We start from the raw sequence: 21,992 nt of genomic DNA on the forward strand, positions 1-21,992 counted from the left end.
GCTGTACTTCCGTGGTGCTGCCATGACTCTCATCCTTCACTGGTTTGAGAGCCTCCATCAGACCCGGGGCGCTTCACCTGAGGATCGCAGCGACCGCCTGACTTCGGGGTGCTCGCCGAACGCTTCAGTGCCGGGAACGGCGCCGGTGACCCGCCCCTGCGGGCGGCGCAGCATCTTTTACACGCTGGAAATGTTCAGGCCATGCCCGCGCAACGACAGCCAGCGAGCATGGATCGTATACAAAACGCGAGAGATCGCGTCATGATTGCCGCGAGAATTGAGAGGCTTATGAAGACTTCAAGCCACCGCGATAGGCGTCTCGCCTGGGCGGGTGCGGCCATGGTGGGGATGCTGACGATCGCCGGTTGTGCGGCGGAGCCATCGACCGAGGAAGAGTCCCTTCCGGTCGTGGCGACACAGCTGAACTGGGTCACCAACGTGGAGTTCGCCGGAATGTGGATCGCCGAGAGCGAGGGCTACTACGCGGAGGAGGGCATCGTCGCCGAATGGCTGCCGGGCGGCCCCAACGTCTCCAACACCGTTCAGATCGTCGCATCCGGTGACGCACCGATCGGACTCGATACGAACTTCACCTCGTTCATCGACGCCGTGTCGGAGGGAGCCGACGTGGTGCTCGTCGGTGCTGTCTACCAGGAGAGCCCATTGGCAATCCTGTCGCTCTCCGAGAACCCGATCAACTCGGTCGAGGACATGATCGGCAAGCGCATCGGAAGCCCCCAGGGGCAGCAGCGTGAACTGGATGCCATCTTCACCATCAACGGGCTAGAGCCGGATTACGAGTTCGTGCCGATCGGCTACGACGTGCAAGCGCTCGTGAACGGAGACGTCGACGGGAGCGTCGCCTTCGCCACCAACCAGGGACTCATCCTCGAAGAGCAGGGTGTGGACTACACCAGCGTGTCGTGGCAGGACCTGGGTCTGGATGTCTACTCCAACATGATCTTCGTCGACCGCACCTACCTGGAAGAGAACCGCGACCTGGTTGTCGCCTGGTTGCGGGCTACCGTGAAGGGCTGGGAGAAGAACGCCGACGACCCCGAAGTGGCCGCGCAGCTCGCGGTCGACGTGTGGGGAGCCGACCTGGGACTCTCGCTGAGCCAGCAGATCAAGGAGAACATCAATCAGATCCCGATGACGACGAGCGATCTCACCGCGGAGTCGGGTCTGTTGCGGATCTCGGCGGAGGACATCGAGCAGAAGATGTACCCGATCCTGCGGGCTGCGGGCATGACCGATCTTCCTGATGTCGCGACTTACGTTGACGAATCGCTGCTCGACGAGGTCTTCGGCGGATCGGCAACCCTGCTCCGATGACTGTGCAGGACCTCGGTCCGGTCGGCACGGCGACGCGGTCCCGAAAGACCATCGAGATCGTGATCGGCGTGCTCCTCTTCGCCTCGGCGTGGGAGATCATCGGCCGGACCGGGGTCCTCTCCACCTCCTGGCCACCCCTCACCGACGTGTTGTGGGTGATCGTCGATCCCGCGCGTGCGCCGAGGTTGTGGGGGGCGCTCGGGGTGACCGTCCAGGAGGGGCTTCTCGGCGGCGTGATCGGAATCAGCGCCGCGGTGGCGACCGCGGTGCTCTCCCGCCTGATGCCGGTCACGCGTCGCCCGGCGGAGCGCTTCGCGGTTCTCGTCGAGGCGGTTCCGGTCGTCGCCCTCGGCCCGCTGCTCATGGTCCTTCTGCCCCGCGCCGTCGTGCCCGCGGCGCTGGCGGCGACAGCGGCCTACTTCGCTGCCTTTGTCGTCATCTGCTCCGCGCTGTGGACCCGACGGGCGGCGCAGGAGGACCTGTTTGCCGTACTGGGTGCCCGGCGGATCGCGGTGCTCGCGCAGCTGGAAGCGCCCGCGGCGCTCCCAGCGGTGTTCGCGGCTCTTCAGCTGGCGATTCCCGCGGCCCTGTTGGGGGCGGTGATCGGCGAGTGGTTCGGCTCCGCCCGGGGCATCGGGCCCCTGCTGATCAACTCGATGCAGAACTACGACATCCCGTTGCTGTGGGCGGCGGGGGTCCTGACCGCAGTGCCCGCCAGCATCGTCTACGGCGGCGCTGCGTCACTCGCCCGGCGGAGCGCGGCGAGGTTCGGGCTGTGAACGCGCGCGTGACGGCTATCGGGCGAGCGGTCGCCCGGTTCGCCTGGGACAACGTGGCGGTCGTGGCGATCGTCGCCGCGTGGGCGCTGTGGGTCGTGATCGGGCAGGTCAACCGGGTCGTCATGCCCTCCCCGGCGAGTGTTCTCGCCGACCTGGTCGGACATCCGGATGCGTATCTTCCCGACCTCACGGTGAGCGCCGGGCTGGCCGCGACGGGTCTCGTCCTGGGACAACTGCTTGGCATCGGACTCGCCATCGCGGCCCATCTCTCAGGAGTCGTGCGTGCGGCGGTGCGGCCCGCGGTGCTGATCGTCCGCGCTGTTCCCATGGTGGCGATGGTTCCGATCTTCGCGCGGATTGTCGGTTACGGAACGCCGACCGTGCTGGTCGTCGCCACACTGGTCGCGTATTTTCCAGCGTTCGTCCTGGTGTCGCGCGGTCTGGCCTCCGCCTCGCGCAGCAAGCAGGACCTGCTGACGGTGCTGGGAGCCTCGAGATGGACGAGGTTCCGGCGGCTCGATCTCCCGGCCGCGGTCCCTTCGCTCTTGGAGGCGTTCCGGCTCTCTGCGGTCGGGTCGGTGGTCGGGGTGCTGCTCGCCGAGTTCGTCGTCGGGTCGTCGGGTCTCGGGCAGCTCTTCGTGGTGTCGCGGGTCTCCTACGACATGTCGCGATCCTGGGGTGCCGCCATCGTCGCCACAGTGCTCTCTCTCGCATTCTTCGGGCTGGCTTCGGCCGTGACGCGGTGGCTCGAAGCGGCTTATCACGACAGCAGTAATGGGAAGGGATGATCGTGAACGACAACATCGACGAGGCTTGGGTACGGACGGTACCCAAAGCCGAGGTCCACGTGCACCTGGACGGATGCATCGACCGGGAGGAGCTGATGCGACTGGCCGGCAAGTACGGGGTGCCCCTTCGCCGACCGGCCGAGCAGCTCTTCGATTTCGACGGACTCACCGAATTTCTCCAGTTCCTCGACTGGGGTGCGTCGCTGGTCAGGACCGCCGACGACGCGGCATCCGTCGCCTATCGGTTCGCCCAGAGGCAGGCGGCCAGCGGCATCCGCTACACCGACGTGATCATCAACCCGACCCACTGGGAGGCCTGGCGCGGAAATATCGCGGGACTCGTCGACGCCCTCGACGCCGGATGGCGAGAGGCGGAACAGGACGGACTCCCGTCGACTGGCCTGTGCCTGAGCTTGTTGCGCCAGCAATCCGCCGCTGAGGCCGATGAACTGCTGGATTGGATGCTGGAGCGGGACCATCCGCGGGTGGTCGCCCTGTCGATCGACGGCGACGAAGCGGTTGCCGGGCGTGTGTCCGCAAGGTTCGCCGACACTTTCCGCCGCGCGGCATCCCGTGGCATTTACCGGACCGTTCACGCAGGGGAGTCCAGTGGTCCCGAGGGTGTCCGCGATGCGATCGACCTCCTGATGGCCGATCGTATCGATCACGGCTTCCGCGCGATCGAGGAACCGGCGCTGGTCGCCGAGATCGCCGACCGAGGCATCCCGCTCGGCATCTGCCCGGGGTCGAACGTCGCTCTTGGATTTACCGAGAGCCGGGCCGCGCATCCAGTCGAGGAGTTGCGGCAAGCCGGGGTGCGGATCAGCCTCAACACCGACGACGGCACTGCCCTGGGATCGATTCTCGACCAGGAGTACGCCGCGACCGCGCGGGCGTTCGGCTGGCAGCGCGATGACCTTCTCGCCATCGCGCGAACATCGATCGAGTCGGCCTTCTGCGACGATGACCGTCGTAGCGCGCTGCTCGCGGAGCTCGATGCGGTGGCAGCCGGCGAGGAGGCGCGGGCATGAGCGCGGTGGCGATCGTTGACGCGCGAGTGCTGACGATGGACGATGAGCGCCGCGACCTCGAGCGGGCGACCGTGTTGGTCGAGGACGGCGAGATCGTCGCAGTGGGATCGAACGTCGAGATTCCCGTCGGCTCGCGGGTGATCGAGGCGGCGGGGCGCGCGGTGATCCCGGGACTCGTGAACGCGCACACCCATGTGCCGCAGATCCTGCTTCGCGGCGGCTACTCCCACGATCGGCCACTCTACGAGTGGCTCTACAACGTGCTGTACCCGGGCCTGAGCGTGTACGAGAACGACGACATCCGGTGCGCGACCTTGCTGTTCGCGACGGAGGCGTTGATGAACGGTGTGACGACGATCGTTGACAACGAGGATGCTGGAACGCGTTCCATGGTCTCCACCGCGGCGAGCACTGTCGAGGCCCTCGTCGAGAGCGGCATCCGCGCTGTATACGCTCGCATGTTCGCCGACCAGCCTGCGCCGGGTTTCGAGGATTATCTCGGCGCGGTCCGTGCGAAGGCCCCGGACGTTCCGGACAGCGACATCTTCGTCGACACCGATCGCGTCTTGGCCGACCTCGATGAGATCGTGCGGAGGTACGACAGGGCCGGTGAGGGTCGGATCCGAGTGTGGCCGTCGCCGGCGATCCCCGGAATCGTCTCCCGACGCGCCCTGCAGCGGAGCCGACAGATCGCGCGCGAGCGCGGAACCATGTGGACGATGCACGTCGCCGAGGACGAGCGGGAGCGCGTGCAGCACATGATGGGCGCGGTCGAGTATCTCGACAGCGTCGGTGCGCTCGATGAGAGGTTGCTCGCGGCGCACTGCATCGACGTCTCCGATCGTGAGATCCGGTTGCTCGCAGAATCGGGCACCCGGGTATCGACGCAGCCGGCGAGCAACGCCTTTCTAGGCGCCGGGGTCGCGCCGGTTCCGCGAATGCTCCGGGCGGGCATCCCGATGGGGATCGGCACGGACGATGCGAACTGCTCGGATGCGGTCGATCTCTTCGGTTCGATGAAGCTCCTGGCGCTCCTGCACCGCGCGGTGAGTCGTGACCCGGGGGCGATCAGTCCGCAGCGGGTCGTGGAAATGGCAACGATCGAGGGAGCGCGGGTTCTGGGTATGGATGACCTGATCGGATCGATCGAGGTCGGCAAGCGCGCCGACCTCGTCATCCTTGATCTGGAGGAGCCGCGGATGACGCCCGCGGCCGACTTGTACGCGGCGCTCGTATTCTTGCAACCCACGGTCGCGGTACGTACCGTGATAGTCGACGGTCGGGTCGTCGTCGAACGCGGCGTTCCTACCTTCCTTGGCGCTGACGGCGACCTCGCGGCCCTGGTGCGGGAGGCCTCGGAGCGTTCCCGCGGCATCGCGGACCGCGCACGACTCCAGGTGGGCCGATGAACGCCGGCGCGCCTCTCGGGCGCAGCGTGCGGGTCGAGGCGGTCTCGAAGTCGTTCCGGCTGAAGCGCGGAGCGTCGGTCCAGGCGATCAAGCGGGTAGACCTGGAGATCGCCGAGGGGGAGTTCGTCGCGCTCATCGGCCCGTCGGGCTCGGGGAAGTCGACGATCTTGCGGATGATTGCCGGACTTGACGAGCCGACTTCGGGGTCCGTGACGATCGCCGGTGAGCATCCGCGAGTCCTCGCGCGCGATCATCGCCTGGGTGTCGCGTTCCAGGACCACGCACTGCTGCCGTGGTTGACGGTGCGCAAGAACATTGAGCTCCCTTTCCGAGTCGCGGGCCGTGACGTCGATCGGCACCAGGTAGATGATCTGATCGACTTGGTCGGACTCCGGGGCTTCGCCGATGCGCGCCCGTCCCAGCTTTCCGGCGGGATGCGTCAACGAGTCTCGATCGCGCGGGCTCTGGCTCTGGATCCCTCCGTTCTGCTTCTGGACGAGCCGTTCGGAGCGCTCGACGCGGTGACGCGACGACGACTCAATGTGGAGCTGCAGGCGGTGTGGACGCGGTTGCGCATCACGACGCTCCTCGTCACGCACAGCGTCGAGGAGGCGGTGTTCCTCGCCGACCGAGTCGTCGTGCTGAGCGCCAGACCGGCGCAGGTCGCCGATGTCGTCGAAGTGGGGTTCGAGCGACCCCGTGAGCCGGATCTGCTGCGGGATGATCGCTTGCATCGCATCGTCGACGGGCTGAACGCGCGACTGGACGCGACGGAGGCGGAATCGTCCGCAAGCGGGGGAGCATCCAGCTGAGGCGACCGGAACTCGGCATCTGGCGGGGTTGGTCCCTAGAGTGAGGAGCATGGCTTCTCGTGCTGGGCTTCCCCTGCGCGACGTGATTGCCGCCGCGATCCGGGGACGGATCATCGATGGCTCGTACGTTCCCGGCAGCCGGCTTCGCGAGGAGGAGATTGCTTCCGATTTCGACGTCTCCCGAGTACCCGTGCGCGAGGCCTTTCAGGTGCTGGAGCAGCAGCGCTTTCTCGAGTTGCGCAAATACAAGGGTGCAATAGTCGCCCAGCCCGAGTGAAGCGCCCCGGGTTTCGTGGAGGCTCGGTTATCTGGAACCGGCTCCGATCGGAACCTGCTCGTGAGCGTATCGGGTCGCGTCGAGCGATGCCCAATGCGACCGCTCGAACTCGGCCGGCGGGACGTGCCCGATCTCGCCGTGCAGTCGCCGCTGGTTGAACCAGTCGACATATTCGGCGACGGCGATCTCGACATCGCGGATCGACGCCCAGCCGCCCTTCGGCCGCATCGCTGGGTTCCGGATGCACTCGCCCTTGAACAGCGAGTTGAACGCTTCGGCCATCGCGTTGTCATACGAATCGCCTTTGCTTCCAACGGAAGCGACGGCATCGGCTTCGGCGAGGCGCTCGGTGTAGCGGATGGCGCGATACTGGACTCCTCGGTCGCTGTGGTGGACGAGCCCGGTCGTGTCCTGCCCGTTCCGGCGGCGCTGCCAGAGCCCCATATCGAGCGCGTCGAGCGCGAGGTCCGTACGCAGGCTCGTGGACACCTGCCAGCCGACGACGAGCCTGCTGAACACGTCGATCACGAACGCCGCGTAGACCCATCCGGCATGGGTGCGGATATAGGTCAGATCCGCGACCCAGAGCTGGTTCGGTGCCGTCGCGGTGAACGCTCGTCCGACGAGATCCGCTGGCCGCTCCGTCTCCGCGCCATCACCCGAGGTGGTCTTGACCTGCTTATCGCGCCGAAGCCCTCGCAAGCCGAGCTCGCGCATCAGTCGCTCGACGGTGCAACGGGCAACCGAGACGCCTTCCCGGTTCAGCTCGGCGTGGATCTTCCGCGCCCCGTAGACGCCGAGATTGTCGGCATGGACAGCCGCGATGTCGGCTTTCAGTTGCTCGTCTCTGACCGCTCTGGCAGACGGCGGGCGCGTCTTGGCGGCGTAGTAGGTGCTCGGGGCGATCTTCAGGCCCGCGTCACGCAGGACGTGGCAGATCGGCTCGACCCCGAACCGGTCGCGGTGCTCATCGATGTAGTCGACGAGCACCGCGGTGGGCACCTCGGTTACTTCAGCTTGCGGTCGAGCTCCGCGGCCGCGAAAAAAGCCGACGCGGTCTTCAGGATCTCGTTCGCCCGCCGCAGCTCGCGGACCTCCCGCTCGAGGTCGGCGATCTTCTGCGTGTCCGCGGTCGTCGTGCCGGGCGCTTCACCGGCGTCGATCTCGGCCTGCCTGACCCAAGTGCGCAGGGCCTCGGGATGGATATCGAGCTGGTCGGCGATCCGCTTGATCGCTCCGGTCTTCGTCGCGGGATCTCGTCGCGCGTCGAGCGCCATCCGCGTCGCGCGCTCCTTGAGCTCCTCGCTGTACTTCCGTGGTGCTGCCATGACTCTCATCCTTCACTGGTTTGAGAGCCTCCATCAGACCCGGGGCGCTTCACTTTCGCCGACGAACCTGGTCACTTCACGGCGGTCCTCACGCGTGCTCAGTCCGTCGCGGTCGAGGATGGTGCTTTGTAGCCAAGGTGGAGAATCGCGCGTTGAACTCCGCGTTGTCTCTCGACATGTGCAATGCGTATGCCGGCCAATCCGAGGCGTAGCTGGCGTTCGAGGGCATCAGTGCCGCGCAGATCGCCAAGCGCACCGGCACCAAGACCGACGCGGTGAAGAAGGGCCTCGCCGTCGCGGAGTCCGCGACCGTCACGTCCGCGCTGCACGAGCACTCGCTGACGCTCGATCAGGCGGCGGTGCTGTTGGAGTTCGAGGACGCCGCCGACTGACTGTGACAGGTTTGGATGGCCCCGGTAGGACGGCTATTTCTGGCCCCACTTTGTGACTCGCCGGGCACCTTGTGACGGTTATTTGTGGCCCCACCTTCAACGTTGGATTCATCAGTGGATGGATGCGGCGGAAGGCTGGTCTGGATGGAGTCGAGAGTGGAGTTGTTCGCGCAGATCCGAAGGGACGCCCGGGTTGAGGGTTTATCGGTTCGTGCGCTGGCGGTCCGGCATAGGGTTCACCGGAGGACGGTGAGGCAGGCTCTGGAGTCTGCCTCACCGCCGGGGCGCAAACCGAGACAAGGCGTGTCCTGGAGGCTGGAGCCGTTCAAGGCAGCGATCGACGCGATGTTGATCGAGGATACGACGGCTCCGCGGAAGCAGCGCCATACCGCACGAAGGATCCTGGCCCGGCTCATCGAAGAGCACGGCGCGCAGGAGCTCTCGTATTCCACGGTGCGTGATTACGTCAGGGTCCGCCGGGCCCAGATTGATGTGGAGGCCGGACGCCGCGTCGAGGTGTTTGTTCCTCAGGAACACGCGCCAGGCGCAGAAGCCGAGGTGGACTTCGGCGAGGTCTATGTCGTGCTGAACGGGGTAAAGACGAAGTGTCACATGTTCATCTTCCGGCTATCGCATTCGGGCAGAGCCATCCACCGGATCTACCCGACCCAAGCCCAGGAAGCCTTTCTCGAAGGCCATATCGAGGCCTTTAACATTCTTGGCGGCATCCCGACCAAACACATCCGCTACGACAATCTCACCAGCGCGGTCACCGCAGTGGTGTTCGGGCAAGGCCGGCAGCGCCAAGAGAACGACCGGTGGGTGTTGTTCCGATCGTTCTACGGCTTCGATCCCTTCTATTGCCAGCCTGGCATCGCAGGGGCCCATGAAAAGGGCGGGGTTGAAGGAGAAGTGGGTTGGTTCCGGCGCAACAGACTCTCGCCGATGCCAGTCGCTGAATCCCTGGACGAGCTCAACGACCGGATACGGGCCTGGGAAGCACAGGACGATTTCCGGCGAATCAATGACAGGATCCGCACCATCGGTCAGGACTTCGAAATTGAACGGCCGTTCCTGGCCTCGTTGCCGGCGGAGCAATTTGATCCGGGTCTGGTGCTGAACCCTCGAGTTGATAGGTCCTCGATGGTTACGGTCCGGATGGTGAAGTACTCCGTCCCGGCCCGGTTCATCGGCCGGAGGGTCCGGGTCTCGTTGCGGGCGTCTGAGGTCGTGGTGTTCGACGGCCGCACTGTGGTCGCCAGGCATCAGCGGGTCGCCGCCCGGCCGGGGCAGTCGGTCCAGCTGGATCACTATCTCGAAGTACTCAAAACCAAACCCGGCGCCCTCCCCGGCTCCACTGCTCTGGCCAGGGCACGGGAATCCGGGGCGTTCACCAACGCGCATGAGGCCTTTTGGGCCGCTTCCCGCCGGGTCAACGGCGATGCCGAGGGGACCCGTGAACTCATCGACGTCCTGCTGCTGCACCGCTCGATGGACGCAGGAGACATCTATGCAGGGATCACCGCGGCGCTGGGAGTGGGAGCTGTCAGTGCTGACGTTGTCGCAGTTGAAGCCCGCAGACACGCAACGGCATCTTTCCGGGGTGGGGCCGGTTCGGACCGTCATCGCGGTGCTCAGGGCGAATTGAAAGTGCAACGGGTTGTCAGTCTCACCCGGCGCCGGCTCATGGACCCCGCCGCCGTCATCGCCGGGCTCCCGGCAGATGCCCGGCCCCTGCCGTCGGTCAGTGCCTATGACGAGCTGCTGGCCAAACGCACCGAACACCCTGCAGGACCTGCGTCGAAGGAGAACATCTCATGAGCCCCACAGCACCGGCCGCCACCATCACTCCGACCCTGCGCCGACGGCGCGGCTTGACCGAACACGCAGCGGTCGCCGCGGTGGACCAGGCCTGCCGCCGGCTGCGCTTGCCCACCATCCGTGGGGTTCTGGATGAAGCCCTGACCGTCGCCGGGAAAGAACAACTGAGCTATCAAGGCTTCCTGGCCGAGCTGCTGCTGGCTGAGTGTGATGACAGGGATCGGCGTTCTTCCGTCCGCCGAGTGAAAGCTGCGAACTTTCCCCGGGATAAATGGATCGGGGACTTCGATTTTGACGCGAACCCGAACATCAACCCCGCCACCATCCATACGCTCGCCACCGGGGACTGGATCCGCAAAGGCTCGCCCCTGTGTCTGATCGGGGACTCCGGCACTGGCAAATCCCACCTGCTTATCGGGCTCGGCACCGCCGCGGCCGAAAAAGGTTACCGGGTCAAATACACGCTCGCCACCAGGCTCGTGAACGAACTCATCGAAGCCGCCGACGAGAAAGTCCTGGCCAAAACCATCGCCCGCTATGGCCGCGTCGACCTGCTCTGCATTGACGAACTTGGCTACATGGAACTGGACCGTCGCGGCGCAGAACTCCTCTTCCAAGTCCTCACCGAAAGGGAGGAGAAAAACTCCATCGCCATCGCGAGCAACGAATCATTTTCAGGCTGGACCAAAACCTTCACAGATCCGCGTCTCTGCGCCGCGATCGTAGACCGGCTGACCTTCAACGGCGCCATCATCGAAACCGGCACCGACTCCTACCGACTCGCCCACACCATCGCACATCAAACCGCCAGCTAATCGCCTCTGCGGCCAGGCCTTCCAGGAGCGGGAACGAACAACGTGCAACATGTCGAGTCCGGAAAACTTGCTGGCACAAAAAGCGTGCTCTCCCTGCCCAGGAGCCTTGCATGGCGCTGCGCGCAGTTTTTAGCATGAGTGCATGGAGGAGATCCGCAGAAGAACCCGGAGTCTGCTGACAGAGGGCAGCATCACACCGGACGATCTCTGGATAGCATTTTATGCAGTCGGCGGGACCGCTGGGCCTCTGGAACTGGAGGCATACGTTCACGGGCTGATGCAGATCAGCATGATCGACGCCGAGTTGCTCTCCGACGCCCTCCTCGAACTGCAGGAGAGACGCTTCGGACGGTGAGTGTTGTGCCTTTGCTGCAGCGACCGTAAGTTTGTCCCATGACTGGGCAGGAAAACGACGGAAACTCTGCGCGGTTACATGCCCTGGTCGCAACCGAAGACATTAAGGGCTTCCTGGATGGCATGTCCGGTCTCGCAGCAGCCACGATGTCCAAGGGCACCGGCGAACGGATCGAAAGCGCTGTCACGTTGGTCCGGCGCAAACGCAGCACCACGATTGCCGGCAGCAGCGATGACGCAATCCTGCTCGACGGCATCGAACAACGGTTGGGCGACGGACCCTGCAGGCAAGCACTGCGGACTGGTACCGCCGTTCTGCTCACTGATGTTTCCACCGATCCCCGCTGGCCCACGTACTGCCAGGAACTGGCTGCATCAGGGTGCCGCAGCGTTCTGGGCATTCCCCTTCAACTGGGGACAGATGCCAGCGCTGCCGTGAACTTCTTTTCCCCAGCCACTGGTGTATTCACTCAAAACACGATCAAAGACGCCACGGTTTTTGCCGATATCGCCAGCCAAGCCCTCCGCCTGGCCATCAGAATCAGCGCAGCCGACGACCTCGCGGGCAACTTACGGGCCGCGTTGGAAAGCAGGACCGCCATCGATTTGGCCTGTGGGATGATCATGGCCCAAAACCAATGCTCCAAGGAACAAGCCATCGAAATCCTTCGGCGAACCTCCAGCCACCGGAACCAAAAACTCAACACCGTGGCAGAAGACATCGTCAGCCGCGTCTCCGGAGCAGACGGAAAGACAACATACTTCGAAGACTGACCCCCGCTCACTAACCGATCTCTGAAGCAGTGGATTCAACAGGGCTTCACTGCCCGCCGACATCCCAAGCACTCAAAGTGTTCAGCTCCGTTCCATACGCCACTTCATAGCCGCCCTCCCGCCGGTTCCCGGGTGACCAGCCTCCTCATTGTTCGCCGCAGCAATAAAGCGCACGGCCGCTCGTCTAAGGAATGATCCACATCTGCAGGGGCCAGATATAGACGCCCTAGTGGGGCCAAGAAAGGTTGACATACTCAGCCGACGCCCGCGCGCACCTGGTCGAGGTCGCCACCACCGACCTGACCCAGTTCGAGCACACCGCGCAGAGCCTCCGCGACAACGCCGCGGAAAAGGCCCGCCTCGCCGCCGTCGAGCAGGAACACATCGACAACGGGTTCCAGGTGCTCACCCGTGGCGAGGCGTACGGGGAGGGGAGCCCGTGGGTGGTCCTCCGCAAGCTCCACACCGCGGACAGCGCACAGGTTGCCGTCGAGCACATCGCCACCGTCCCGGTGCGCGGCGCGCTCCTCGCCTGATCAACCGGACGGGGACCGGCTTACGCCGGGCCGCGTCACCCGCGGCATTATCCTGCCGCATCACCCTCAGCTGCAGAAGGAAGGCTTACCATGACCACCACCACGACACCCGCCGTCGACGTCGACGTGTGGGGATACACACCGGGGCGCTGCGCGAGGCTGAAGCCGCCGTCGACGCCGCCCACGGCATCCGGCGACGTCGATCAGGTCGCCGCGGCCGCGTACGCGCTGATCGTCGCTGCGGCCGCGCACGGCTGGCCCACCGCGACGGCCCTGGTGTTCAAGTACGAGAGGACCGGTCCCGTCGCCCACCTATGGGGGGCTGTGGCGTGTGGTCGATGTCGACGGGCGTGTGCTGCGCGAATGGGAAGACGAACCCGGCGACGCGACCGACGAGTCCGAGGAAGAACCTGTCGCCCTCAGCCTCATCACTAACCGCGCCGCGACGCTGCACGCCACGTCCTACGGCACGCCCACCGGCACCGCGGCGACCGTGCTGCACACGCTCACGCTCTGATCATGGCGGTGGGCTGACCCTGACCGGGCCGGCCCACACGAGAGGGAGATCCCCTCGACCCCGCTCCAACGCGGGCCGCGAGTTCCCCGCTCGAGCACGGTCAGCTGCGCGGCCGCGGCTTGTACTTCTTGCCCGCTCGAATGTTGACGTTCTCGATGACGCCGACAACGGCCAGGCTCGCGGCCACGAGAAGGATGACCGCCCACCCGAGCACGTTTAGCCACGTGCCGGCGAACACCGCCGCCGTCTGCTCCGCCGCGACGCTCATCTGGATCAAATCAGACTTGATCAACACGGCCTAGGGCCGCGTTCACAACTCCTCATGCTCGGGGCCGCAACGCGGTGAAACCGGGGTCTCGGGGCGGGTTCGGCCCGGTTTTGAGGAGTTGTGAACGGCGACGGCGAGCGGATGCCGCGACCACGGCTGCAACAACTCCGGAGATCCGGACGGGTGGAGGCTGCACTCCCGCCGATTTCCGCCACGTGAGCAAGCCACGACGCGAGATGTTCCGGAGTTGTTGCTGCTGATGCCGCACGCCGCGTCGGGCCGCGGCGGGCGGCCAGCCGCCGGCCTCAGGCGCCGGGGCGGGGGATCGGGGCGAGGCGCGTCAGCTGTGTGACGTGGCGGGGCTCGAGCTCGGCGACCGACGAGACGCCGAGGAGCGTCATGGTGCGCTCGATCTCGCTGCGGAGGATCGAGATCGTCTTGTCGACGCCCGCGCGCCCGCCGGCCATCAGGCCGTAGAGGTACGCGCGGCCGATGAGCGTGAACTTCGCGCCGAGGGCGAGGGATGCCACGATGTCGGCGCCGTTCATGATGCCGGTGTCCACCATGACGGTGGCGTCCTTGCCGACCTCGCGGACGACGGTCGGCAGCAGGTGGAACGGGATCGGCGCGCGGTCGAGCTGGCGGCCGCCGTGGTTCGACAGGATGAGACCGTCGACGCCGAGGTCGATGAGGCGCTTCGAGTCCTCGACGTTCTGGACGCCCTTGACGACGATCTTGCCGGGCCAGATCTCGCGGATGACCTTGAGGTCCTCGTAGCTGATCGTCGGGTCCATCGCCGCGTTGAGCAGGTCGCCGACGGTGCCGCCGGTCGCCGAGAGCGACGCGAACTCGAGCTTCGGCGTGGTGAGGAAGTCGATCCACCACCACGGCCGGGGGATCGCGTTGACGATCGTGCCGAGGGTGAGCTGCGGCGGGATCGAGAAGCCGTTGCGCTTGTCGCGCAGGCGGGCACCCGCGATCGGGGTGTCGACCGTGAACTGCAGGGTGTCGAATCCGGCCTCGGCGGCGCGGCGGGCGAGGCCGTACGAGATCTCGCGGTCGCGCATGACGTACAGCTGGAACCAGTTACGCCCGTTGGGGTTCGCCGCCTTGACGCCCTCGATCGAGGTCGTGCCGAGCGTCGAGAGGGTGAACGGGATGCCGGCGGCTCCGGCCGCGCTCGCACCGGCGGTCTCGCCCTCGGTCTGCATCAGTCGCGTGAACCCGGTCGGCGCGATGCCGAACGGGAGTGCCGACGGCCCGCCGAGGATCTCGACGGACGTGTCGACCTCGGCGGCGGGACGCAGCACGTCGGGGTGGAACTCGACGTCCTGGAACGCCTGCCGCGCACGCGCGAGCGAGGTCTCGCCCTCGGCGGCGCCGTCGGTGTAGTCGAACGCGGCCTTCGGGGTGCGGCGCTTGGCGATCTTGCGGAGGTCGTCGATCGTGTACGCGGCATCCAATCGACGCTTCGTGCCGTTGAGCTCGGGCTTCTTGAACTGCATGAGCTCGAGGAGCTCGAGGGGCTTCGGGAACTGGCGCTGAACCATGTGCGGGTCCTTTGGTTACGCCCGCGGCTCGTAGCGGCGGGGGTGGTGGGTCTGGGCGACGAGGTCGCGGAGGGATTCGAGGGAGCCGGCCACGAGGCCGGCGGCGCGTGCCTGCACGAGGATATTCCCCAGTGCGGTCGCTTCGACAGGGCCGGCGAGCACGGGCACGCCCGCGAGGTCGGCGGTGCGGCGGCACAGCAGCTCGTTGAGGGCCCCGCCGCCGACGATGTGGATCACCTTCACGTCGACGCCGCCGACGCGTCCGGCTTCGTGCGCGGTGTCGGCGAAGGCACGCGCGAGCGACTCGATGATGCTGCGCGCGAACTCGGCGCGGGTGCGGGGCGCGGCGACGCCGTGCTCGTTGCACCAGGCGGCGATCCGCGCGGGCATGTCGCCCGGCGGCAGGAACCGCGGGTCGTCGACGTCGAAGACGGCGACCTCGCCGGCGACCTCTTCGGCGGCGTCGAGCAGCGTCGGCAGGTCGACGGCGTGGCCCTCGCGCTGCCAGCCGCGGACGGCTTCGCTGAGGATCCACAGCCCCATCACGTTGCGGAGCAGGCGGATGCGGCCGTCGACACCGCCCTCGTTCGTGAACCCCGCCTCGCGCGCCGCGGGCGTGAGCACCGGCCGCGGCGTTTCGACGCCCACGAGCCCCCACGTGCCGCACGAGATGTACGCGGCATCTGGCGACGACATCGGCACCGCGACGACCGCCGAAGCCGTGTCGTGCGAGCCGACGGCGGTGACCGGTGCGGTGCCGCCGAGTACCGATGCGACGTCGCGCGACAGCGCGCCGAGCGTCTCGCCGGGCGCGATCAGCGGTGCGAGCAGCGAGGGCGTGATGCCGGCGGACGCCAGCAACTCGGCATCCCACTCCCCGGTGTCGGCGCGCAGCAGGCCCGTCGTCGATGCGTTGGTGCGCTCGGTGCGGGCCTGCCCGGTGAGCCAGAACCCGATGAGATCGGGGATCAGCAGCGCGTGGTCGGCGAGGCGGAGCACCTCGGGGTCTTCGGCGGCGAACTGGTACAGCGTGTTGAACGGCAGGAACTGCAGGCCGTTGCGGGCGAAGAGCTCGGCGTGCGGATGCCGCGTGTGCACGGCCTCGACCCCGCGAGCGGTGCGCTCGTCGCGGTAGTGGAACGGCTCGCCGAGCAGGCGTCCGCCGCGGATGAGACCGTAGTCGACCGCCCACGAATCGACGCCGATGCTGGCGACGCCGTCCCCCTCGGTTGACGGGCGCAGCGCCTCGCGGAGCCCCTGCAGGACGGAGTCGTAGAGCCCGACGAGGTTCCAGTGCAGGCCGTCGGTGAGGCGCACCGGGTCGTTGGCGAAGCGCGCGACCGTCGTCGTCTCGAGGACGCCCGGGCCGACGCGCCCGACGATGACGCGCCCGCTCGTCGCCCCGAGGTCGACCGCGGCGACGGTCTGCGCGGTCACGTCGCCGCCCCTACCACGCGCGCCGAGTGCGCCCCTTCGTTTCGAGTGCGCCCCGTGTTGTCGCGCAACAGGCGGCGCACTCGGCAAGAAGCGGCGCGTTCGCCGAGCAGAAGCGCGGTCATCGCAGGAACGCGGCGGCGACGCCGGAGTCGACCGGGATGTGCAGGCCGGTGGTGCGGCTGAGCTCCGGGCCGGTCAGCACGTAGACGGCGTCGGCGACGTTCTCGGGCACGACCTCGCGCTTGAGGATGGTGCGGTTCGCGTAGAACTGGCCGAGGTCCTCTTCCTTGACGCCATAGGTCGCGGCGCGGTTCGCGCCCCAGCCGGCGGCAAAGATGCCCGAACCGCGGACGACGCCGTCGGGGTTGATGCCGTTGACGCGCACGCCGTGCTCGCCGAGTTCGACGGCGAGCAGCCGCACCTGGTGAGCCTGGTCGGCCTTCGTCGCGGAGTACGCGATGTTGTTCGGGCCGGCGAAGACCGAGTTCTTCGACGAGATGTAGATGACGTCGCCGCCCAGCTTCTGCTCGATGAGCGCCTTCGCAGCGGCCTTCGCCACGAGGAACGAGCCCTTCGCCATGACGTCGTGCTGCAGGTCCCAGTCCTTCTCGGTGGTCTCGAGCAGCGGCTTCGACAGGGACAGGCCGGCGTTGTTCACGACGAGGTCGATGCCGCCGAAGGCGAGGACCGTCGCGTCGATCGCGGCCTGCACGCCCGCGGCATCCGCCACGTTCGCCGCCACACCGATCGCGACATCCGTGCCGCCGAGCTCGGCCGCGGCGGCTTGCGCCTTCTCGAGGCCGAGGTCGGCGACGACGACGCACGCGCCCTCAGCCGCGAGACGCGTGGCGATGGCCTTGCCGATACCGGATGCCGCGCCCGTCACGAACGCGATGCGACCCTGGTGGGTCTTGGGCTTCGGCATCCGCTGCAGCTTCGCTTCTTCGAGCGCCCAGTACTCGATCCGGAACTTCTCGGCGTCGGAGATGGGCGAGTAGGTCGAAAGTGCCTCGGCGCCGCGCATGACGTTGATCGCGTTCACGTAGAACTCACCGGCCACGCGCGCCGTCTGCTTGTTCGCGCCGTAGCTGAACATGCCGACGCCCGGGACGAGGACGATGAGCGGGTCGGCGCCGCGAATGGCCGGCGAAGAGGAGTCGGCGTGGGCGTCGTAGTACGCCTGGTAGTCGGCGCGGTAGGCGACGTGCAGTTCCTGCAGGCGCGCGATGGACTCCTCGACCGAGGCGGTCGCCGGCAGGTCGAGGATGAGCGGCTTCACCTTGGTGCGCAGGAAGTGGTCGGGACAGCTCGTGCCGAGCTCGGCGAGGGCAGGTGCCTTCTCGGATGCCAAGAAGTCGAGCACCACGTCGCCGTCGGTGTAGTGGCCGACCATGGGCTTGTCGGTCGAGGCGAGTCCGCGGATCGTCGGCGCGAGGGCCGCGGCCTTGGCGTGCCGCTCGTCGTCCGACAGTGCCTCGAATCCGGCCCGGACCTCGCCGAACGGCTGCGGGGCGCCGTGCTCGGCGATGTAGGCGGCAGCGGTGTCGATGATCCAGGTGGAGTTCCGCTCGGCTTCGTCGGAGGTGTCGCCCCACGCGGTGATGCCGTGACCGCCGAGGATGCAGCCGATCGCGGCGGGGTTCGCGGCCTTGATCGCAGCGATGTCGAGGCCGAGCTGGAAGCCCGGGCGACGCCACGGCACCCAGACGACCTTCTCGCCGAAGATCGTGGTGGTCAGCGCCTCGCCGTCGGCGGCGGTCGCGATGGCGATGCCGGAGTCGGGGTGCAGGTGGTCGACGTGGGCGGCATCCACCAGTCCGTGCATCGCGGTGTCGATCGAGGGGGCTGCGCCACCTTTGCCGTGCAGACAGTAGTCGAACGCGGCGACCATCTCGTCTTCGCGGTCGAGGCCGGGGTAGACGTCGACGAGCGCACGCATGCGGTCGAGGCGCAGCACGGCGAGGCCCTCGGGCTTGAGCGTGCCGAGGTCGCCGCCCGAGCCCTTCACCCAGAGGAGCTCGACGGGCTCGCCCGTCACCGGGTCGATGTCGGTGCCCTTCGCCGAGGTGTTGCCGCCGGCGTAGTTCGTGTTCTTCGGGTCTGCGCCGAGGCGGTTGCTGCGAGCGATGAGGTCGGCGGCGGTCGGGTTCGTCATGGGTGTTCCTTCGGTGCGGTGCGGGTCAGAGCGCGGCGAGGCGCGCAGCGAAACGATCGAGGGTGAGGGAGGCGGCAGGGCCGTCTGCGGGCCGGTTGAGGTATCCGTGATCGGTGCCCGGCTCGACGATGTGGTCGACGCTCCGGCCGGCATCGGCGAGCGTGCGGGCGAAATGCTCGCTCGAGACGCGGAGCTCGTCGACCTCACCGGCGACGATGAGCGTCGGCGGGAAGTCGGCGAGCTCGTCGGCCGTCGCGCGTCCGGGGATCGCGGCGATCGGCGCGGCATCCACTGGGCCACCGAGGTAGTTCTCGTACATCGGCAGGACGACGTCGGGGCCGAACCGATCGGCCGCGGGCTGGGCGTCGAGGGCGCGGCGGAGCGCTGCGTCGGGGTCGGGCTGCACGGCGAGGAGCGTGGGGTAGGCGAGCATGACGAGCGCGGGGGCGGTGCGGCCGGAGTGCACGAGTCGCAGCGTCGCGCCGGCGGCGATGTTCCCGCCGGCGCTGGCGCCGCCGATCGCGAGGCGTGCGGGGTCGACGCCGAGTGTCGCGGACTCGGTGAGCATCCACTCCCACGCCGTCAGGGCGTCGTCGGATGCCGCTGGATAGTGCGCACGCACTCGCGAGGTTTCCGGAGCCGGGGATCCTGCAGGAAGCGGGGCGAGTCGATAGTCGACCGAGCACACCGTGATACCCGCACTCGCGAGCGTGCGCGCGACGTGGTCGGCCTCGGGCATGTCGAGGTCGCCGCCGGCGAAGCCGCCGCCGTGCAGCCAGAGCAGGCCGGGTGTCGGGCGTTCCGCCAGCCCGGCGGGGTACACGCGCACGAGGCCGTCGGCTGCGCCGAACGGTGCGGGTGTGTCGCTCATGCTCTGCTCCTCGAGTCATCACCGGTCACGGCGTCCGGGTGTCGGCGGTGCGTCGTGTCGGGCGAACGGTGGGGGTGGGAACCGGTGGCGCAGGGATCGGCATCCCGCGCCACCGGTGGTCGGGTCAGGCGCCCCAGCCGGCCTGCGTGCCGCCGACGCGGTCGTCGGCGATGGTCTGCTGGTAGCCGGATGCCGCATACGCGGCCATCGGGTCAGCGGGCAGGTCGCGCGACTCGCGCCACTCGGCGAGGGCGGGCCGCACGTCGGTGTAGAACGCGTCCATCAGCACGGCGTTGGCGCCGAGCACATCGTTCGCGGTCTGCGCCGCGGTGAGCGCATCGCGGTCGACGAGCAGCGCGCGTGCCGTCATCTCCTGGACGTTCAGCACCGAGCGGATCTGGCCCGGGATCTTGTCCTCGATGTTGTGGCACTGGTCGAGCATGAACGCGACATCGGGGTTGTTCAGGCCGCCGCCTCGGACAACCTCGGTGAGGATGCGGAATAGCTGGAACGGGTCGGCCGAGCCCACGATGAGGTCGTCGTCGGCGTAGAAGCGCGAATTGAAGTCGAACGAACCGAGCTTTCCGAGGCGCAGGAGCTGCATGACGATGAACTCGATATTCGTGCCGGGCGCGTGATGACCCGTGTCGAGGCAGACCATGGCCTTGTCGCCGAGCGATGCCACCTGGGCGTAGGAGGTCCCCCAGTCCGGAACGTCGGTGTGGTAGAACGCCGGCTCGAAGAACTTGTACTCGAGGACGAGACGCTGCTCCTCGCCGAGGCGCGCGTAGATCTGCTGGAGCGAGTCCTGCAGGCGGTCCTGGCGGCCGCGCATGTCGTTCTGACCCGGGTAGTTCGACCCCTCGGCGAGCCAGATCTTGAGGTCGCGCGACCCCGTGGCATCCATGATGTCGATGCACTCGAGGTGGTGGTCGATCGCCTTGCGGCGGATGCGTTCGTCGTGGTGGGTGAGAGCGCCGAACTTGTAGTCCTCGTCCTGGAACGTGTTCGAGTTGACGGTGCCGAGCTCGACACCCAGGTCCTCGGCGTGACGGCGGAGGGTGGCGTAGTCGTCGACCTTGTCCCACGGAATGTGCAGCGCGACGCTCGGGGCGAGCGCCGTGTAGCGGTTGACCTGGGCGGCATCCGCGATCTTCTCGAACGGGTCGCGGGGCGTGCCGGGCGTCGCGAAGACGCGGAAGCGGGTGCCGGAGTTGCCGAAGGCCCAGCTGGGCAGTTCGATGCCCTGGCCTTCGAGCTGGGTGAGGATCTCTGGGGACAGCGTCGTCATGAGGGGTCGCTTTCTGCGGCGGAGGCCGCCGACTGGTCGTGCAGGTTGAAGACTTCGGTGAGCGGGGTGGCCGCCTGGTCGGGTCGACCGGCGAGGCCGATGAAGAACGGGGCCATCTCGGCTTCCCATGCCGCGGCGACGGGGGAGGCGGCGAGGTACGCCTGCGCGGCCGCGTCGTCGTCGACCTCGTAGTAACCGAAGAGTCGGCCGCCGGCGCCGAGGAAGAGCGAGTAGTTGCGCCGACCGGATGCCGCGATCTCGGCGAGCATCTCTGGCCAGACCGGCGTGTGTCGGGCGATGTACTCGTCGAGGAGCGCCGGGTCGACCTGCAGCTGAAAGGCCACGCGGGTCATGTCACTCCTTTGTGGGAGGCCGGACCTCCGCGGGCCGGCATCGAGACCTGAAACGATTCACACCGTAGTCTGAAACGAATCAGACGTCAAGGCGGGACCGGTAGTGGCAACGAGTGTGAAGGACGTCGCGAAAGCGGCTGGGGTGTCGGTCGGCACGGTGTCGAATGTGCTCAACCGGCCCGAGAAGGTCGCGGCCGCGACCGTCGAGCGCGTGCACGAGGTGATCGCCGAGCTCGGGTTCGTGCGCAACGACGCCGCCCGGCAACTGCGCGCCGGGCGCAGCCGCAGCCTGGGGCTCGTCGTGCTCGACACCGCGAACCCGTTCTTCGCGGAGGTCGCCCGCGGCGCAGAGGAGCGCGCTGCGCACCACGGCGTCTCGGTGCTCGTCGGCAATAGCGACCAACTCCCCGGGCGAGAGGCCGCCTACCTCGACCTGTTCCGCGAGCAGCGGGTGAACGGCGTGCTGCTGACTCCGGTGTCCGACGCGACCGCGTTCGGTGACCTCGGGATCCCGCTCGTCCTCCTCGACGCCGAGGATGAGGGTGCCGACGTCCCCTCGGTCGCGGTCGACGACGTCGAGGGCGGCGCGCTCGCGGTCGGGCACCTGCTCGAGCGCGGGCGTCGACGCATCGCGTTCGCCGGGGGACCGGCATCCATCCGACAGGTCGCCGACCGACTCGAGGGCGCACGTCGCGCGATCGCGGCGGTGCCCGATGCGACGCTCGAGGTCATCGAGACGCCGTCGCTCACGGTGCTCGCCGGGCGGAACGTCGGCGAACAGCTCGCCCACCGCGCCCCCGCCGACCGGCCGGACGGCGTCTTCTGCGCGAACGACTTGCTCGCCGTCGGCGTGCTGCAGGGCGCCGGCATCCTCGGTGACCTCCGCGTGCCCGACGACATCGCCCTCGTCGGCTACGACGACATCGACTTCGCGCAGGCGACCGTCGTGCCGCTCACCTCGGTGCGCCAGCCGGCGCGCGAGATCGGCGCTGCCGCCGTCGACGCGCTCTTCGCCGCGCTCGCCGACCCGGATGCCGCGCCGCAGCGCATCCGCTTCCGCCCCGAGCTCGTCGTCCGCGCCTCCACCGGCGGCTGAGCA

22 protein-coding genes and 1 other annotated feature are annotated in these 21,992 nt (G+C 67.5%); of the genes, 14 read left to right on the plus strand and 8 right to left on the minus strand.

Features of this window, described 5'->3' with window-relative positions; all coding sequences use genetic code 11:
* Positions 1-108 precede the first annotated feature (108 nt).
* Genes QNI14_RS07230 through QNI14_RS07260 form a run of 7 tightly spaced genes read left to right on the plus strand, consistent with a single transcriptional unit; the run spans position 109 to position 6,431 of the window.
* Complete coding sequence (locus tag QNI14_RS07230; RefSeq protein ID WP_283715840.1) at positions 109-1,335, plus strand: ABC transporter substrate-binding protein; 1,227 nt, start codon at positions 109-111, stop codon at positions 1,333-1,335.
* Between the two features lie 59 nt (positions 1,336-1,394).
* On the plus strand, positions 1,395-2,114 hold the full coding sequence (locus tag QNI14_RS07235) for an ABC transporter permease (protein ID WP_283715841.1): 720 nt from the start codon (positions 1,395-1,397) through the stop codon (positions 2,112-2,114).
* A complete protein-coding gene (locus QNI14_RS07240) occupies positions 2,111-2,902 on the plus strand; it encodes an ABC transporter permease (RefSeq protein ID WP_283715842.1) in 792 nt (263 codons plus the stop codon). Before QNI14_RS07235 ends, QNI14_RS07240 begins: the two co-directional genes overlap by 4 nt.
* Positions 2,903-2,904: 2 nt before the next feature.
* Positions 2,905-3,933, plus strand: coding sequence for an adenosine deaminase (gene add / locus QNI14_RS07245; RefSeq protein ID WP_228178106.1), 1,029 nt, complete (start codon positions 2,905-2,907; stop codon positions 3,931-3,933).
* Complete coding sequence (locus QNI14_RS07250; protein WP_195691670.1) at positions 3,930-5,342, plus strand: amidohydrolase family protein; 1,413 nt, start codon at positions 3,930-3,932, stop codon at positions 5,340-5,342. The genes add and QNI14_RS07250 overlap by 4 nt, the downstream gene beginning before the upstream one ends.
* On the plus strand, positions 5,339-6,154 hold the full coding sequence (locus QNI14_RS07255; protein ID WP_228178107.1) for an ABC transporter ATP-binding protein: 816 nt from the start codon (positions 5,339-5,341) through the stop codon (positions 6,152-6,154). Before QNI14_RS07250 ends, QNI14_RS07255 begins: the two co-directional genes overlap by 4 nt.
* A 49-nt stretch (positions 6,155-6,203) precedes the next feature.
* Positions 6,204-6,431, plus strand: coding sequence for a GntR family transcriptional regulator (locus QNI14_RS07260; RefSeq protein ID WP_283715844.1), 228 nt, complete (start codon positions 6,204-6,206; stop codon positions 6,429-6,431).
* A gap of 27 nt (positions 6,432-6,458) precedes the next feature.
* Here the strand turns inward: QNI14_RS07260 and QNI14_RS07265 are convergent.
* Positions 6,459-7,759, minus strand: a protein-coding gene (locus QNI14_RS07265; protein WP_283715845.1) for an IS3 family transposase whose coding sequence is annotated in 2 segments (ribosomal slippage) — positions 6,459-7,465 and positions 7,465-7,759 — 1,302 coding nt in all. Because the reading frame shifts where the segments join, the coding sequence is not laid out codon by codon here.
* Positions 7,329-7,481, minus strand: a sequence feature (AL1L pseudoknot). Its footprint overlaps the gene before it by 153 nt.
* 536 nt (positions 7,760-8,295) lie before the next feature.
* Here QNI14_RS07265 and istA point away from each other — a divergent pair.
* From istA to QNI14_RS07295, 6 genes are all read left to right on the plus strand, one after another.
* Positions 8,296-9,972: an IS21 family transposase gene (gene istA / locus QNI14_RS07270; protein ID WP_283715847.1), complete on the plus strand. Its 1,677-nt coding sequence runs from the start codon at positions 8,296-8,298 to the stop codon at positions 9,970-9,972.
* The gene (gene istB / locus QNI14_RS07275) at positions 9,969-10,787 is read left to right on the plus strand and encodes an IS21-like element helper ATPase IstB (protein ID WP_283715848.1); all 819 of its coding nucleotides are present in this window, start codon (positions 9,969-9,971) and stop codon (positions 10,785-10,787) included. Before istA ends, istB begins: the two co-directional genes overlap by 4 nt.
* A gap of 142 nt (positions 10,788-10,929) precedes the next feature.
* A complete protein-coding gene (locus tag QNI14_RS07280) occupies positions 10,930-11,142 on the plus strand; it encodes a hypothetical protein (protein WP_283715849.1) in 213 nt (70 codons plus the stop codon).
* Positions 11,143-11,180: 38 nt separating this feature from the next.
* Complete coding sequence (locus QNI14_RS07285; RefSeq protein WP_283715850.1) at positions 11,181-11,915, plus strand: GAF and ANTAR domain-containing protein; 735 nt, start codon at positions 11,181-11,183, stop codon at positions 11,913-11,915.
* Positions 11,916-12,160: 245 nt separating this feature from the next.
* On the plus strand, positions 12,161-12,451 hold the full coding sequence (locus tag QNI14_RS07290) for a hypothetical protein (protein WP_283715852.1): 291 nt from the start codon (positions 12,161-12,163) through the stop codon (positions 12,449-12,451).
* Positions 12,452-12,782: 331 nt separating this feature from the next.
* Positions 12,783-12,968, plus strand: a complete 186-nt coding sequence (locus QNI14_RS07295) for a hypothetical protein (RefSeq protein ID WP_032495303.1) — start codon at positions 12,783-12,785, stop codon at positions 12,966-12,968.
* A 100-nt stretch (positions 12,969-13,068) separates the two neighbouring features.
* Here QNI14_RS07295 and QNI14_RS07300 read toward each other — a convergent pair whose 3' ends face one another.
* The 7 genes from QNI14_RS07300 to QNI14_RS07330 all read right to left on the minus strand — a co-directional run bounded on the left by QNI14_RS07300 (position 13,069) and on the right by QNI14_RS07330 (position 20,893).
* Positions 13,069-13,236: a hypothetical protein gene (locus QNI14_RS07300; RefSeq protein ID WP_167760736.1), complete on the minus strand. Its 168-nt coding sequence runs from the start codon at positions 13,234-13,236 to the stop codon at positions 13,069-13,071.
* A gap of 305 nt (positions 13,237-13,541) precedes the next feature.
* Positions 13,542-14,786, minus strand: a complete 1,245-nt coding sequence (locus tag QNI14_RS07305) for an alpha-hydroxy acid oxidase (protein WP_283715854.1) — start codon at positions 14,784-14,786, stop codon at positions 13,542-13,544.
* Between the two features lie 15 nt (positions 14,787-14,801).
* Complete coding sequence (locus tag QNI14_RS07310; RefSeq protein WP_283715855.1) at positions 14,802-16,223, minus strand: rhamnulokinase; 1,422 nt, start codon at positions 16,221-16,223, stop codon at positions 14,802-14,804.
* Positions 16,224-16,341: 118 nt separating this feature from the next.
* Complete coding sequence (locus QNI14_RS07315) at positions 16,342-18,378, minus strand: bifunctional aldolase/short-chain dehydrogenase (protein WP_283715856.1); 2,037 nt, start codon at positions 18,376-18,378, stop codon at positions 16,342-16,344.
* A 25-nt stretch (positions 18,379-18,403) separates the two neighbouring features.
* Positions 18,404-19,249: an alpha/beta hydrolase fold domain-containing protein gene (locus QNI14_RS07320; protein WP_283715857.1), complete on the minus strand. Its 846-nt coding sequence runs from the start codon at positions 19,247-19,249 to the stop codon at positions 18,404-18,406.
* A gap of 124 nt (positions 19,250-19,373) precedes the next feature.
* Positions 19,374-20,540, minus strand: coding sequence for an L-rhamnose isomerase (gene rhaI, locus QNI14_RS07325; RefSeq protein ID WP_283715858.1), 1,167 nt, complete (start codon positions 20,538-20,540; stop codon positions 19,374-19,376).
* A complete protein-coding gene (locus QNI14_RS07330; RefSeq protein ID WP_283715859.1) occupies positions 20,537-20,893 on the minus strand; it encodes an L-rhamnose mutarotase in 357 nt (118 codons plus the stop codon). The genes rhaI and QNI14_RS07330 overlap by 4 nt, the downstream gene beginning before the upstream one ends.
* A 103-nt stretch (positions 20,894-20,996) precedes the next feature.
* Between QNI14_RS07330 and QNI14_RS07335 the strand changes: the two genes are divergently transcribed.
* Positions 20,997-21,989, plus strand: coding sequence for a LacI family DNA-binding transcriptional regulator (locus QNI14_RS07335; RefSeq protein WP_283715860.1), 993 nt, complete (start codon positions 20,997-20,999; stop codon positions 21,987-21,989).
* The last annotated feature ends 3 nt before the right edge of the window (positions 21,990-21,992 follow it).

Source organism: Microbacterium dauci, assembly GCF_030065535.1.
GTDB lineage: Bacteria > Actinomycetota > Actinomycetes > Actinomycetales > Microbacteriaceae > Microbacterium > Microbacterium dauci.